11 protein-coding genes are annotated in these 14,937 nt (G+C 58.0%); 6 read left to right on the top strand and 5 right to left on the bottom strand.

Annotated features, from left to right (window positions below; translation table 11 throughout):
* Window positions 1-34 precede the first annotated feature (34 nt).
* The 6 genes from FQ187_RS23605 (at window position 35) to arsN2 (ending at window position 9,634) form a co-directional block, all read left to right on the top strand.
* On the top strand, window positions 35-478 hold the full coding sequence (locus tag FQ187_RS23605) for a PRC-barrel domain-containing protein (RefSeq protein WP_149631315.1): 444 nt from the start codon (window positions 35-37) through the stop codon (window positions 476-478).
* A 632-nt stretch (window positions 479-1,110) separates the two neighbouring features.
* Complete coding sequence (locus FQ187_RS23610) at window positions 1,111-4,311, top strand: glycogen debranching N-terminal domain-containing protein (protein ID WP_149631316.1); 3,201 nt, start codon at window positions 1,111-1,113, stop codon at window positions 4,309-4,311.
* Between the two features lie 824 nt (window positions 4,312-5,135).
* Entirely contained in the window at window positions 5,136-6,512 is a 1,377-nt protein-coding gene (locus tag FQ187_RS23620) for a hemolysin family protein (protein WP_149631317.1), read from the top strand.
* Window positions 6,509-7,525 carry a CNNM domain-containing protein gene (locus FQ187_RS23625; RefSeq protein WP_149631318.1) on the top strand — a complete coding sequence of 339 codons (1,017 nt, stop codon included), beginning with the start codon at window positions 6,509-6,511 and terminating at the stop codon, window positions 7,523-7,525. The genes FQ187_RS23620 and FQ187_RS23625 overlap by 4 nt, the downstream gene beginning before the upstream one ends.
* A gap of 262 nt (window positions 7,526-7,787) precedes the next feature.
* The gene (locus FQ187_RS23630) at window positions 7,788-9,146 is read left to right on the top strand and encodes an MATE family efflux transporter (protein ID WP_149631319.1); all 1,359 of its coding nucleotides are present in this window, start codon (window positions 7,788-7,790) and stop codon (window positions 9,144-9,146) included.
* Between the two features lie 26 nt (window positions 9,147-9,172).
* A complete protein-coding gene (gene arsN2, locus FQ187_RS23635) occupies window positions 9,173-9,634 on the top strand; it encodes an arsenic resistance N-acetyltransferase ArsN2 (RefSeq protein WP_149631320.1) in 462 nt (153 codons plus the stop codon).
* A 422-nt stretch (window positions 9,635-10,056) separates the two neighbouring features.
* Here arsN2 and FQ187_RS23645 read toward each other — a convergent pair whose 3' ends face one another.
* From FQ187_RS23645 to FQ187_RS23665, 5 genes are all read right to left on the bottom strand, one after another.
* Window positions 10,057-10,758 carry a VIT family protein gene (locus FQ187_RS23645; RefSeq protein ID WP_149631321.1) on the bottom strand — a complete coding sequence of 234 codons (702 nt, stop codon included), beginning with the start codon at window positions 10,756-10,758 and terminating at the stop codon, window positions 10,057-10,059.
* 69 nt (window positions 10,759-10,827) lie between these two features.
* Window positions 10,828-11,799 (bottom strand): FAD:protein FMN transferase, encoded by a 972-nt coding sequence (locus FQ187_RS23650; protein ID WP_256667418.1) that lies wholly within the window; start codon window positions 11,797-11,799, stop codon window positions 10,828-10,830.
* The gene (locus FQ187_RS23655) at window positions 11,783-13,963 is read right to left on the bottom strand and encodes a PepSY domain-containing protein (protein ID WP_149631322.1); all 2,181 of its coding nucleotides are present in this window, start codon (window positions 13,961-13,963) and stop codon (window positions 11,783-11,785) included. Before FQ187_RS23655 ends, FQ187_RS23650 begins: the two co-directional genes overlap by 17 nt.
* 25 nt (window positions 13,964-13,988) lie before the next feature.
* The gene (locus tag FQ187_RS23660; protein ID WP_149631323.1) at window positions 13,989-14,459 is read right to left on the bottom strand and encodes a DUF2271 domain-containing protein; all 471 of its coding nucleotides are present in this window, start codon (window positions 14,457-14,459) and stop codon (window positions 13,989-13,991) included.
* A 92-nt stretch (window positions 14,460-14,551) separates the two neighbouring features.
* Complete coding sequence (locus FQ187_RS23665; RefSeq protein ID WP_149631324.1) at window positions 14,552-14,875, bottom strand: PepSY domain-containing protein; 324 nt, start codon at window positions 14,873-14,875, stop codon at window positions 14,552-14,554.
* Window positions 14,876-14,937 lie beyond the last annotated feature (62 nt).

A 14,937-nucleotide genomic window follows, 5' to 3' on the forward strand; every position in this document is an offset into this window, starting at 1 on the left:
CTGATTGATTGACGATTGCTGATAGGAGATAGTAATGAACTACGAAGATCGCGATACCTATGGCATGTACAAAACCAACCTCTTACGAGATGCCGGCTCTGAAGAGCAGGGGCCTGGCCCCGACCTGATGGGGGCAGATACTCTCATTGGAAATGATGTTTATAACCATAATGAAGAAGACTTGGGAGATATTAAGGAAATCATGCTGGATGTTCGCAGCGGTAGAGTGAGTTATGCTGTTCTATCTTTTGGTGGCTTTCTTAGCATGGGAGAAAAACTGTTTGCGGTACCTTGGAACGCATTGACACTCGATACAGTAAATAAGCGCTTCGTACTAAACGTAGAGAAAGAACGCTTGGAAAATGCACCAGGTTTTGACAAGGACAGTTGGCCTAATATGGCCGACGAGTCTTGGGCAACAGAAATCCATTCTTTCTATGGAACTAAACCCTACGATTACGATACTGTTCGGAGATAAAGTATCGACAAAGCTAATGTCCATATCCGAAACGAAGAGTGTGATGCGCGCCGAGCAAACAACGGCGCGCATTGCGGTGAAAAAAGGTTTGTCGAAGCAACAAGGGTTTAGGGTGGATTCTGCTGACCGCCATCGAATCCAAGGCTAGGTCCCAGCCGCATCGTACCCGCAGTGCGGCGTCTGAATTCGCCCACATCAGAACAGCCAAACTGGGTAGCTATAACTGCTAGATATGAGGCAGAGAACGGCCTAAGTTGACACTCTCCTCATATGGATGACCTTGGCTCAAAAGGTGACAACCCAGACAACCCAGACAACCCAGACAACCCAGACAACACTGACGAACTGGCGAGTGATTGTGCCTTAGGAACGTTACCGGCCGAGCAACCCTGATGATTGACATGTATCGCTTCTGCCCTATCCGGAAGCTGTGCGGAACGCTCGCGCCGCGCGTCACCCATTACTCACCGCCATGAAAGCTGATTTGCGACCGGTGAACGCTAAAGGCGACATATCGAATTGAACTGTCGCGGTGGGTGTACCATCAATCGTGGATAAAGCGAGCAAGGGAATCGTAAGAAGCTAAGGCACAGGAGGCTTTTTCATTCGACTCAATAACGGAGATCATCTCCATGAGGATCGCTCAGATTGCGCCGCTTACCGAATGCTGTCCGCCCCGCCTATACGGCGGCATTGAGCGGATTGTTTCTTACCTGACTGAAGAGCTGGTTCGGCAAGGGCACGATGTAACGCTCTTTGCCAGCGGGGATTCACAAACTTCGGCACGTCTTGAACCGGGGTCGGGGCAAGCCTTGCGACTGGACCCGGGCGTTAAGGATGCGATTCCGCATCACATCCTGATGCTGGATCAAGTGATAAGACAGGCGGATCAATTCGACGTGATGCATTTTCATGTCGACATCTATCATTTTCCGTTAATTCGGCGCTTGGCCGGCCGCAGTGTGACCACCCTTCACGGACGTCTGGATATCGCAGACTACCAATCGTTTTACAGCCATTTCCCCGAAGTACCGCTGGTCTCGATTTCAAAAGCCCAACGCGCGCCGTTGATCGGCAACGTCAATTGGATGGGCAATGTTTATCATGGGATTCCAGCCGATCTTTTAGCGTTCACCCCTGAGCCCAAAGGCGACTATCTGGCTTTCCTGGGCCGTATTTCTCCCGAAAAACGTCCGGACCGCGCCATCGAAATTGCCACCAGGGCGGGTCTGCCGTTGAAGATCGCGGCCAAGGTAGACAAGGCGGATCAGGTTTACTGGGACGACGTCATTGCCCCGTTGATCGCGACGCATCCGAACGTCGAATTTATCGGTGAAATCGATGATCACCAAAAAGCCAATTTTCTTGGCAATGCCCGTGCGCTAATTTTCCCCATCGATTGGCCTGAGCCGTTCGGCCTGGCGATGATCGAAGCCATGGCGTGTGGGACGCCTGTCATTGCCTTTCGTCATGGCGCGGTCCCGGAAGTGATTGATGACGGAGTGTCCGGTTACATTGTCGACGACATCGAGGGCGCGGTAGCGGCTATCCAGCGGTTGGAAGCGCTTGATCGTCGCAGAGTTCGGGCCGCGTTCGAGGAACGGTTCACGGTCGAGCGCATGACCAACCATTATCTGGAGCTGTATCGTCATCTGACGACGGGCCACACTACGGGTCAACCCAACACGCCTTTCGATGTTCCCGCCTCCGCGTCGTTGCAAGAGTTGCGCTTACGCACCCTTAAACATAACGATACTTTTGCGATATTTGACCCGAATGGGGATGTACTGGTTACAGAAGAAAGCCCGCAGGGGCTTTTCCATACCGATACCCGGCATCTGTCGGGGTTCTATCTGACGCTTAACGGGACGCGACCACTGTTGCTCAGCTCCACGCTGCGCGACGATAACGCGATGCTCACTTGCGATCTTACCAACGCCGATCTGTTCAACGCTCAGGGCCAAAAAGTCTTGCACCATGATTTGATCCATCTGCGACGCTCACGTTTTTTATGGGAAGGATCATGTTACGAACGGCTGACCTTGCGCAACTTCGACGAATACCCACATCGTCTGCAACTTAGAATCCAATTCGTGGCCGACTTCAAGGATCTGTTCGAGGTTCGCGGTGCTCGGCGTCCGCAACGCGGAGAAGCGCATCGGGCGGACATTGCGGGTGAGCAAGTCGTTCTCTCCTACACCGGGCTGGACCACAAACGGCGCACTACCCGACTACGCTTTGACCCGTTGCCAGCCTGTCTTTCCTGCGACCAGGCACTGTTCGACATCGAATTAGCGCCCGGTCAAATCCAGTCATTGTTCATGGATATCAATTGCGGCGTTCAAAACCCACCCTATTCAGTGCGTCACGGGTTTTTCGTTTCACTGCGCGATGCCCGGCGCCAGTCACGCACGTTTTCTTCACGCGCAGCCTCGGTCGTGACGTCTCATGACGTGTTCAACGAAGCGGTGAGTCGGAGCGTTTCCGACCTGTACATGCTCATGACCAAAACCCCTCAGGGCTTGTATCCGTACGCAGGCATCCCTTGGTTCAGCACAGTCTTTGGGCGTGATGCTTTGATCACCGCGTGGCAGATGCTCTGGCTCGACCCCGGTATAGCGCGAGGCGTGTTAGGGCATCTGGCGGCCAATCAAGCGACGACCGTCGACCCTGGCGCCGATGCCGAACCCGGAAAAATCCTGCATGAAGTCAGGCTTGGGGAAATGGCTGAGTTGGGTGAGGTGCCATTCCGGCGTTACTACGGCAGCATCGACTCCACGCCGTTGTTTGTGATGTTGGCCGCGGCCTACCTGGAAAGGACCAATGACCTGGATACACTCCGCCAACTCTGGCCAAACATCGAGGCAGCGCTGACCTGGATTGAGGAGTATGGCGACCGCGACGGTGACGGTTTTGTCGAATATGGTCGGCAGTCCGCCGAGGGTCTGATCAACCAGGGATGGAAGGACAGCCATGACTCGGTGTTTCATGCGGATGGTCGATTGGCCGTTGGCCCGATTGCGATCGTTGAAGTGCAGGCTTACGTCTATGGCGCCTTGAATGGTGCCGCGCAAATTGCACGACGGCTTGGCGAGCCAGACCACGCTCTACCTTTGAAAGAAAAGGCCCGACACTTGCGCCAGCAGTTCGATGCTCAATTTTTCGACGAGGAACTGGGCACGTATGTCCTGGCGCTGGACGGCAACAAAATGCCCTGTCGAGTGCGCACCTCCAATGCGGGCCATGCGCTGTTCGCCGGCATCGCGTACCGCAAACGTGCGCCATCGGTCGTGGCGGCGTTGATGGACCGCTCCTCTTTTTCAGGCTGGGGCGTGCGAACCGTCGCGTCCTCGCAGCCCCGCTATAACCCAATGAGTTATCACAACGGATCCGTCTGGCCCCATGACAATGCCTTGATCGCGGCAGGGTTTGCCCGTTACGGCTTTCGTCGGGAAGCAGCGCGGATTTTCGAAGGGATTTTTGCCGCTTCCACGTACATTGATCTTCGCCGACTTCCGGAACTGTTTTGCGGCTTTCCCCGGCAGCGCACCCAAGGGCCGACGTTTTATCCAGTCGCCTGCATGCCGCAGGCGTGGGCTGCTGCGGCGCCGCTTTCGATGATTCAGTCGTGCTTGGGACTTAGCTTCAGTCCTACGAAACTCAACATCATGTTTGACGAGCCAATACTTCCGGCATTTCTGGACACCATAGCCCTTCAGCGTCTGGCAGTGGGGGCGGAATCGGCTGATGTGATGCTGAGGCGTTCGGGAAAGAACGTTATGATCGAAGTCCTTAACCGTCATGGCCCTGTTCGGATAATGAGTACCAGTTAGAGCACCGATGCGATGAGCGCATTGCCTCCCCGCAATCAGACAAAAACCGGCGGAGCACTGTTCACAGAGTTCGGGTTAGAGAGAAGTGCTTTCGAGATGGGTACGCGTCTGTAAAGGCGATTCCCCGAAAGGTGAAAAGCGGTTCGACGGTCGTCTGCGGGGTCATTCGTGACTGACAGCTTTCGGCCGATTCTGTTGAAAAAGTCGGCCATGGTTTCCACGGCAGAAAAGTACGCGCTTGAGATTGAAATCTTAACTTTGAGCAAAGGATTCCGGGCTCAGATTTCGCGTAGCAGCGTGTAAAAAGGCGTTTTTCACCGGTCAATGATCAGGCAGTTTTGGATGACCGACTTTTTCAACAGAATCGGCCAAGAGCGGTCAGTTGCTTGCGTGCTGGCCACGGATGACATCGGAGTTAACCAGTAAGCTTCATCGCGTGATCGTCAGAAAACGGCCAGAAGTATCTATTATCTAGCTGTGGCTAATATCATTTGTTAAAAGAGAACTAACAATTTGGCGAGAATGGTTAAATAGTTTCAATGCGCTGAAACCCGACTTCGAGTAGAGGGTCACAGCTCAATTTCATGACGATGTTTGCGTGATATGAATGCGATTGTGCTGGTGGCAGCCAGCTGCGTTTTTCCAGTTTCTAGGCCATAGGTAGATTGGAGTCGGCATTCACAAACGGAAAAGGTTCTCTAGCTAGACGACACGGAGCAAACGCCCGTATGCTCTCGATTCCTTATCTGCATGGACTCCTTCGTGGACCCCAGCCCCGCAACACACAGCCTCTGTCCAGATTCTGAATTTGGTCGTGCCGCCAAATGATCGAAACTACCCTTACCCTCATTCTTGGCATCCTGGTCATCCTGGCGATCATCGCTGTGAATGGCTATTTTGTTGCGCAAGAATTTGCATACATGGCGGTTGACCGTACCAGGCTCTCAGCATTGGCTGCTGCCGGTGATACGTCGGCAAAGCGCGCATTAGCCGTCACGAACCGCACAAGCTTTATGCTGTCGGGTGCCCAGCTTGGCATTACCGTCACAGGCTTACTTGTTGGTTATGTCGCGGAGCCCTTGGTAGGTGAGTCATTAGGCGTTCTGCTCGCAGGAACCGGTATTCCGGTTGAAGCTAGGGTGGCCGTCGGTACAGGTCTAGCCCTAGTTGCGGCTACGATTATCCAAATGATCGTGGGTGAGCTTTATCCGAAAAACCTTGCCATTGCGAACCCTGAGCCCCTGTCGCTTGGGCTTGCCCGCTCCACGCTCTTTTATATGTCGGCCTTCGGCTGGCTAATCAGTTTCTTCGACAAATCTGCCAACCTTCTCCTGAAGTTACTGCGTATCGAGCCGATTCATGACCTCGACGTGAGCGCCTCGGCTACCGATCTGCCGCACATAATCGCTGACTCCCGCGACAGTGGCGACCTACCACGAGAGCTTTCACTCATGATGGATCGCATCCTCGACTTCCCGCAACGCAACGTCGAGCACGCTATGGTGCCCAGATCACAAGTTGACTGGGTTGAGCCAGATACGACGCTCGAAGAGCTGCGAGGGCTGATGGCGCGTGCTCACACCCGATACCCGGTGATTGATGACGATGATGCCCCTGTGGGCGTTGTACATCTCGCCGACGTGCTTGCACGTCTCTCCACGGGAAACAGCAAAGAGACCGTTGCGTCGCTGATGAGACCTGCCAAGGTGCTGCCGACGCTGATGCTGCTGCCAGATGCTCTTGATCAGTTGGTTCAAACAACCGATCAGTTAGCTTGTGTTATCGACGAGTATGGTGGTTTCGCTGGGGTGCTCACGATTGAAGATCTCGCCATGGAAATCGTCGGTGTAATTACCGATGAGCATGACGCAGAAGTCGGCGATGCCATCGTGTCTGAAGGGGAAAACACCTGGACAATGGAAGGCGACGTTCACCTCGACGAGGTCAGGCGCATTATTGGTCACGACCTGCCGCGCGTTGATGTTGAGACGGTGGCAGGTATGCTGATCGCTGAGCTTGGCGCACTGCCTGGAGAAGGTGTCACAGTCACCGTTGATCTACCTATCGATGCTGCCGAGTTGGTCTCCGACGAGCCGGTGAGATATCGACTCGAAGTTGATGTACTGCGTATTGAACGACATGTTCCGACTGAAGTTCGCGTACGGCTGGTCAAAGTGTCTATGGCGGAGGAAGGTCAATGAATGATCCGCTGATAGTCACAATAGCAACAGTCGCGCTCATCGCGCTGAGTGGCTTGTTTGTTGTCATCGAGTTCGCGTTGCTCGGCGCTCGCCGGCACCGCCTTGAAGAGCTGGCCGTCAACAGTCCGTCCGCTCGTGCTGCGCTGCGCGGCATGAATGATTTGACGTTGATGCTTGCCGGTGCTCAGTTGGGTATCACGCTGTGTACCTTTGCCCTAGGTGCGGTGACGAAACCTGCGGTCGACTTATGGCTCGGCCCAGTGTTCATTGCGTGGGGCTTGCCTGAGTGGGCTGCTGGTGGCGCAGCTTTCGGCTTCGCGCTTTTCCTGGTGACGTTCTTACACTTGGTTGTCGGTGAGATGGCGCCCAAATCCTGGGCCATTGCACACCCGGAAAGATCCGCTCTGGCAATTGGCATCGTCTCGCGCATCTATACCTGGCCGCTACGTCCGCTGTTGCGCTGGGTGAATCGAATCGCCAACCGTCTCGTAAAAGCCTCAGGTGTTGAGCCAGTTGAAAGCGCCGCAGTTGGGGGTCAGGATATTGAAACCATAAGGCAGCTCGTTGAGCATTCGGCGAAGGTCGGCACGCTACAGCCGCAGATGCAGCAGCAGATTTCAGGCCTGATCGACCTGGGCACGCTACCCGTCGAAGCTCTGCTAATCGAGGGGGAGGCGCTGGTTCACGTTACGCGGGATGCGACGGTGGCGGATATCCGCACTGCGGCCATCCAGTCCGGGCACCTGCGCATTCTCGTGCTGGGAACCGAGGGCATACAACACTCGGTGGTTCACGTACGCGACACCTTGCTTGAGCCAGAGACTCGGTTTGCGCATGAGCTTGCACGAGAAGCTTTCGTGCTTGACGCGAAAACCCCCGTCTATGAAGCGCTTGCGCGCATGCGTAAATCGAGCATTCAGCTTGCTTTAGTCGTGAGCGCGGATCGCTTGCTGGGCGTTGTAACGCTGGCCGACATCCTCAAACGAGTACTCCCTGCTGCCTCTAATGCCTAGCGTCCGCACGTATAAATGCTGAGAGTTTCCCCGTAACTATTTGGCAGTTACACCTTGCTTGGGAAAAGACAGTTTTCAGCTGAGCTTCGTTTGCTGAGCAAGCTCACAATTCTATGCGGCTGACCACGAATTGAAGCTGCTCCCTAGTTTCATAGGGTCTAGGGTGAGTAACCTGTTTTACACAAACCTCAGGACACCCTCGGTGCCCAGTCCCCTAGCGTAGAATTTCCAATACACGAGCCCACCCCGAGACGGACCCTCAATGCAAACCCCCTCAACCCAACACCCGCTCTGGAAAACCTACCTCCTTTTCCTAGCCCCCATGGTCCTCTCCAATTTCCTCCAATCCATGTCGGGCACGATCAACAGCATCTACATCGGCCAAATGCTCGGCACCCAAGCCTTGGCCGCCGTCTCCGGCATGTTCCCAATAGTCTTCTTCTTCATCGCCCTGGTCATCGGCCTCGGCGCGGGTGCGGGTGTGCTCATCGGCCAAGCCTGGGGCGCGCGTGAACCGCATCTGGTGAAAACCATCGCCGGCACAACCTTGCTGTTAGGCGCAATGATCGGCCTGACAGCGGCAGTACTCGGCAGCGTATTCGCAAGGCCAGCCCTGGAAGGCTTGGGCACACCGGCCGACGTTATCGACGACGCCGTTTCCTACGCCCACGTGATGATGTGGATCATGCCGTCGCTGCTGGTCTACGTGCTCTTCACCCAACTGCTGCGCGGGGTGAGCGATACGGTGTCGCCGCTGATTGCGTTGGTGGTGTCGACGTGTATCGGGTTGGCGCTGACGCCGGCGTTGATTCGTGGTTGGTTCGGGTTGCCGATGATGGGGATTCAAAGTGCGGCGTATGCGGGGTTGGCGGGTAATTTGTCGGCGATGGGGTGGCTGGCGTGGCGGTTGATTCGCAAGGGGCATCCGTTGGCGCCGGATCGGGAGATGTTTGCGGCGATGCGGCTGGACCTGGTGATTCTCGGCAAGGTGTTGCGCATCGGGTTGCCGACCGGGTTGCAGATGGTGGTGTTGTCGGTGTCGGAGCTGGTGATTCTGGCGCTGGTGAATCAGCACGGTTCGCAGGCGACGGCGGCGTATGGGGCGGTAACGCAGATCGTCAATTACGTGCAGTTCCCGGCGCTGTCGATTGCGATCACGGCGTCGATCCTCGGTGCTCAGGCGATCGGGGCAGGGCGGCTTGAGCGCATGGGGCCGATTTTGCGCACGGGGCTGTTGATCAATGTGTGCTTGACCGGTGGCTTGGTGGTGTTGGGTTATCTGTTGTCGCACTGGTTGCTGGGGTTGTTCCTCACGGATGATTCCACCCGGGCGAAGGCGGAGCATCTGTTGCACATCATGCTGTGGAGTCTGTTGGTGTTCGGCTTCCAGGCGATTGTCGGCGGCATCATGCGCGCCAGCGGCTCGGTGCTGGTGCCGATGGCTATTTCGATTTTTTGTGTGGTCGGGGTGCAGTTGCCGGTGGCGTATGTGCTGGACGGGCAGTTCGGGTTGCAAGGGGTGTGGATGGCGTTTCCGGTGGCGTATCTGGGGATGCTGGTGTTGCAGACGGCGTATTACAAAATGGTCTGGCAGCATCAGAAGATTGAGCGGTTGGTGTAGGCGGGCAGGAGGTAAAGGTGCTGAACATGCAGATGATTAAAGTAGACGATAACGGCCTGGATCAGCTCCGTGATGCGCTGACCCGAGCGAGTTTGCCCTGCGACGATGTCAGTGAACCAGACCGGCAGTTTTACCGTTTCGAAGTGGAGGGCCAATGGGTGGCTTTTGGAGGGCTGGAGGGCTCGGCTCCCGACATGTTGCTTCGCTCCATGGTGGTGTGTGATGAGCGTCGTGGAAAAGGTTTGGGCAAACAAGTGCTGCTTGCGCTGGAGCAGTGTGCGACCTCCCAAGGCGCACTCCGACTGCACTTGTTGACGCAAGGGGCTGCCGGTTTTTTCGCAGCCAATGGCTACGAACGGTTCGACAGGCATGAGGCGCCTGGCGCAATCAAGCAGACAGCCCAGTTCGAACATTTATGTCCGGCGTCTGCGAGTTATCTAAGAAAAACGGTTAGTGCATCTCAAAATGACAACTTCGACCCCAGGTAAGCATTGGCACTGGCGATGTCGTCATCCCCCAACGCACCCACATCGGCAGCCAGCCGAAGTTTGGCCGGCAGGTAATGTAATTTGGCCTCGAACAAGTTTGCAGGTGATTGAACACGGGGAACGAGATGGTCACCGGCAGGCCTGGAGCAGCTTGATGTCGGCGACCTGGCCCCATGTTGTTGAGGTTGTCGGCTAGCGAGGCGTTGAGGTCAGCCCCGGTGCGTTCGAGTTCGAGCATATGGTTGCGGGGTACATAGCCTTCGGCGGCGAGTTGGCGGACCCCGATCAGCTCCTGATTGAGAAACCCGAGTTGTCCGAGCGGGCGCTGTAGATGTGCTGCAAACCTTTTTCCCCGGCATCGTCGAGGTTGGCGTTTGGCTCATCCAGCATGATGAACGACGGCTCGCCATACAGCGCACCTGCTAGACCACTGCGCCAAACAAATGCCCCACCAGTGCCGTAATCCCCATGGCCAGCGCCCCCCAGAATGTCACCCGCCAGGCGCCGGTCAGGACCTTGGCCCCGCCTGCCTTGGCGGCAATGGCGCCCAATGACCCCAAAAACACCAGCGACATGGCCGATATCCAGGTCCCGACGCTGTGCTCCGGCGCGAAAAAAGTCACGGCCAGAGGCAACGCGGCACCCACCACGAAACTGGCGGCGGAGGCCAGGGCGGCCTGCAAGGGTTTGGCGGTGAGGGTGGCGCTGATGCCCAGTTCGTCCCGGGCGTGAGAGCCCAATGCGTCATGGGCCATCAATTGATCGGCCACTTGATGCGCCAGTTCGGGTGATACGCCGCGATGCATGTAGATGTTGGCGAGCTCGATGTGTTCGGCTTTAGGGTCGCTGGCCAGTTCTGCCCGTTCGCGGGACAGGTCGGCCCGCTCGGTATCGGCCTGGGAGTGCACGGAAATGTACTCGCCTGCGGCCATGGACATGGCGCCGGCCATCAGCCCCGCCATGCCGGTGACCAGCAACGTGGCGTGGCTGGCGTTGGCGGCCGCGACACCGATCAGCAGACTGGCAGTAGAGACAATCCCGTCGTTGGCCCCAAGGACGGCGGCGCGCAGCCAGCCGATACGATCGCTTCGGTGTGCCTCGGTGTGCCTGTGCATGAATTTCATTATTTAACGGGACTCCCTGTCATTTGGCGGTTCAAATCGGACGGGTTCCGAGCGATCCGGCAATCGGCGTCAGCGCGTTTCAATCTGCGCCTGCAACTGGCCGCCGACAATGGATATTTCTTTGAACTGTTCACCCTCGCGCAGCACGAACAATGCGTCCATCCCGCGTTCCTGAGCCAGACGTGGGCCCTCGGTTTCGCCCAGGACCATCAACGCCGTGGCCCAGGCATCGGCGAGCATGCACGAGGCCGCTACCACGGTGACGGCGGCGAGCGGGTTGCACAGCGGTGCTCCGGTGGCCGGGTTCATGGTATGAGCATAGGATTGACCGGCCACGTCCACCCAATGTCGATAGTCCCCGGATGTCGCGATAGCGGCATCGCCAAGTTCCATCACGCCCATGACTTCACGTACGCCCCGATTGGGCTTTTCCAAGGCCACGGCCCAGCACTGGCCGTCAGGTTTGACGCCTCGGGCGCGCATCTCGCCATCGATGCCGACCAGGTAGCGGGTAATGCCCAAACCCTCCAGGCAACGAGCCAGTTCATCCACGCCAAAACCTTTAGCGATGCCACTCAAATCAAGGTTCAGCGGCAGGCGCTTGCGCACCTGATTGCGTTGCGGGTCAACCACCAATGCGGCGCTGGCTAACAGCCGGGCACGCGGCGCAATCGTGCCGAACGCCTGCTCTGTGACCGTCTGTTTCCCGGGGCCGAACCCCCAGGCGTTAACCAGATCACCGACAGCGATGTCGAAGGCGCCGCCGGATTGCTGACTGACACGCAGCGCAGCAGACAGCACCATGGCCAGTTCCTTGGGCACTGACACCCATTCCTGCTCGGGGGCGGTGTTGAGGCGGTTGAGGTCCGAGTCGGGTTTCCAGGTGGACATTTGCTGGTCCACCCGGGCCACGGCGCGCGCCAGGCGATGGCCAACTTCGTCGGTATCGATCCCGGCCCCGGCATAAAACAGGGCGGTGTAGCGGGTGCCCATGGTTTCGCCGTTCAGGCAATAGCGCTGCAACTCAGTAAACGTCTTCACGGTAGCGTCCTTGTGCCTTGAGGGTCAGCACACTCAGGTTGAGAGGCGCCAACACTTCATCGAGGGCCTGCATCACACCCTTGGCCATCTCGCGACTGCCACACACCAGCACCTGGGCACCTTTTTCAATCAGTCGGCGCAAGGCCAGGGCATCGCCGATCAGCCGGTCTTGCACGTAGCTGCGGTCCTGAACCTGAGAGAAGGCGGCACGCAGTGCCGTGAGGCGTCGGTCCGACAAGTATTGGTTGAGCTCCGGTTCATAGAGAAAATCCGAGGCCGGGTTGCGCCCGCCCCAATACAAGTGCATCGGGTGTCGAGCCTTGTTGTTGCGGATAAAACCGGCCAGAGGACCGATGCCGGTACCGGCGCCGATCAGGATCACCGGGTGCGTGCCCGATGCCGGACGAAATTGCGGGTTGGGCTGGATAAAAACTTCGATCTGCGCGCCGATGTTCAGGCCATGAAGGAATTGCGAGCACATGCCACCGTTGTGTTTACGCACACAGATCTCCAGCACGCCGTCCTGCGAACCGCTGGCCAGCGAGTAGAAACGCGGGATCGGGCTGCCCGAGGGCAGAATCCCGACCAGGTCACCGACCAGAAAGTCCGGCAGCTCGCCGGAGGTTTTGAAACGCAGTACGTGGGTCGGCGCATTCACCTGTTCGCCATAGGCAATGCGCTCTGTCAGCTCCAATTGATGCGTACGCGGCTGCTGCGGGGTGTGAACTAACGTCAGGTCCTGCCCCAACACTTCGCCCAACGCGAGGCCCCAGCGCGCAAACTCCTGAGAGGACTGACGGTTGACGGTTTCCAGCGCCAGTAACGGCGAGCCCCCAGCCTGCAATATCGCGTCTTGCACCTGATGGGCGTACTGACAGAACTGCGCAAACTGGCGGTCGCCCAGCCCCAGCACCGCAAAGGGCAGGCCGGGTTTGAGGCCGGTTTTGGCCAGCCGCGCCAGGAACTGCGAAGCCGAGGCCGGCGCATCGCCGTCACCGTGGGTCGCGGTGAGGATGAACACCCGTTGGGCATTGCGGTAATCGCCCCTCCATTCATTCATCGCCGCGCTATGCACCTGATGGCCACTCTGGTGCAAGGCGTCATGCAAGGTTTTGGCAAAGCCCCAGGTGCTGTTGTTTTCACTGCCCACCAGAATCACGCTGTCGGCGGAGTGGGCAGGGCTGTTGTGGCGGATGTTCGGGCCAGCCTTGCGGCGACGCCACCACAACAGGATGCCGGTCACGCTGATCAACGGCACGCAGAGGGCGCAGAGCCCAAGCGGCAGGCCCAGCCACCAGAGGCCTTCGCCGGTGTGCAGCTGATAGATCCATTCGTAGAGGTTGTGCATCGAGTCGGGGGCTTGATAGGACAACAAGGCGCCGCTGGCCTGATCCACGTAGCCGTCGCCCTGGACCGTGCGTAGGGAAAACACGTCCTTCGGGTTACCGGGACTGGGGTAGACCAGCTCGCGCAGTTCATTCAGGTCGGTGGCCTGCAAGGCTTGCAGGTTCGCCACCGGCAAGGCCGGGCCGACACTGATGTGGGCGGGGAAGGCGGGTTCACTCTGACTGCCGTCGGCGATAAAACCAAAGGTGGTGGCGGACATGTAGAGCCCGCTCAATGCCGACAGCAGCAGCCCGAGCAAGGCCAGTCGCCCGACTTCAGCATGCCAGCGCTGGCTGAAAGTGCCCCGCAGTGGCCGCAGCAGGTTGCGCCAGCCACCCAGGCGCCGGGCCAGCAATAGCGTGCCGGACACCGACAGCATCAGCATGAACAGCGCGCCGACCCCCGATACCCCATGACCCGGCGTGCCAAGAAACAGCGAGCGGTGCAGGTCTTTCACCCACCGTGAGAACGCGGATGGCTCGTAAGGTGCGAGGCCTTGGCCGGTCAGTGGATCGACCTTTTCAGCCCCGGCCTGGCCGTTCTGGTTGTAGTAGACGATCACCGTGCCGGACGCTGTGCGCTGGATCTGCTCCACGCCCGGAAAGTGGCTGGCAACGCGCCCGGCCAGTTGGCCGACGTTGAGTTGTCCTGCTGGGGTGGACGTGCTGTGCAGGCGTTCCAGGGCCGGGTCGACAGACAGCACCGCGCCGCTGATGGCCAATAGCATGACCAACAGGGCGGCGATCAGGCCAGGTAGGGAGTGGAACTGGCGAAGCATGTTCAGCCTCCAGAAATGGCGGGTGCTACAGATCGTAAGTAAAGGACTCGACGTAGGTACTGCCGGTCGCCGGCTTGCCTGCGCCCTTGGACGTCAGGGGCACGCTGACATCGGCGCGGGCGTCACGTTTGTCCTCGACGGCGCTATCGATGCGGATCTGATACCCGGCATCAATCAGGGTATCTGCCAGTTCGACGCTGACTTTGAGCGTGCGCCCACCGCCGACACTGGCGCCGCTGACCCCATCAAACTCGCTCGGGTTCATCCCGCTGCCACGGGCCCAGTCGCCCAGGTGCTTGTAATATTTGGCCTTCTTGCCGGCCACCCAGAGGGTTTTCTGGTATTGGCCATTTGCATCGGTGACGTAGATCGCCAGGTAGGCATCATTGCCGCTGTAGTCCTTGAGCTGTGTGGTCAAGGTCACTTCACGGGCCTGGGCCAGCCCCGGCAGGGCAATGGCGCCGGCGAGGCAGGTTGCTGCGATGATCTTTTTCATGGGGGTGTCCTTTTGATCGTTAGGTCGAGAGCCTGGACCTGCTTGCTGACAGCAACCTGAAGCGCGGGAAAAACTCATCGACAGGTGAGGTGTCATTCGGTGAGCGGGCTGCCGAGGTAATCCCTGGCATCGCCGTCGTCCCGGAAATGGATCTCGAGTGTGTGCAGGCGCAGCGATGCCGGTGAATAGCTGGCTTCGATGGCATTGCCTTTGCGGTCCAACCCCTTGAGCTCGTAACAACCGTCGTCGACCTTGATGCGCTGCACGCTCCAGCCGTATTGCCGTTCTACCTGCTGACGCAAGGTTTCGCGCGGTTGCCAGTCGCTCACCGGGTCGCGGCAGTCGTCATCGGCCAGGGCGTAACCGCTGAGCAGCAGGCTCAACAGCGCGGCATTGGCAATAAAGCCTGATTTCATGATCTGTCTCCTGCCGAGGTCGGCGTCTGTGGCATACCCTAAGGTGCATTCCTGACAATCAA

Origin of the sequence: Pseudomonas sp. ANT_J28, assembly GCF_008370005.1 — a bacterium.
Classification (GTDB): Bacteria; Pseudomonadota; Gammaproteobacteria; order Pseudomonadales; family Pseudomonadaceae; genus Aquipseudomonas; species Aquipseudomonas frigoris.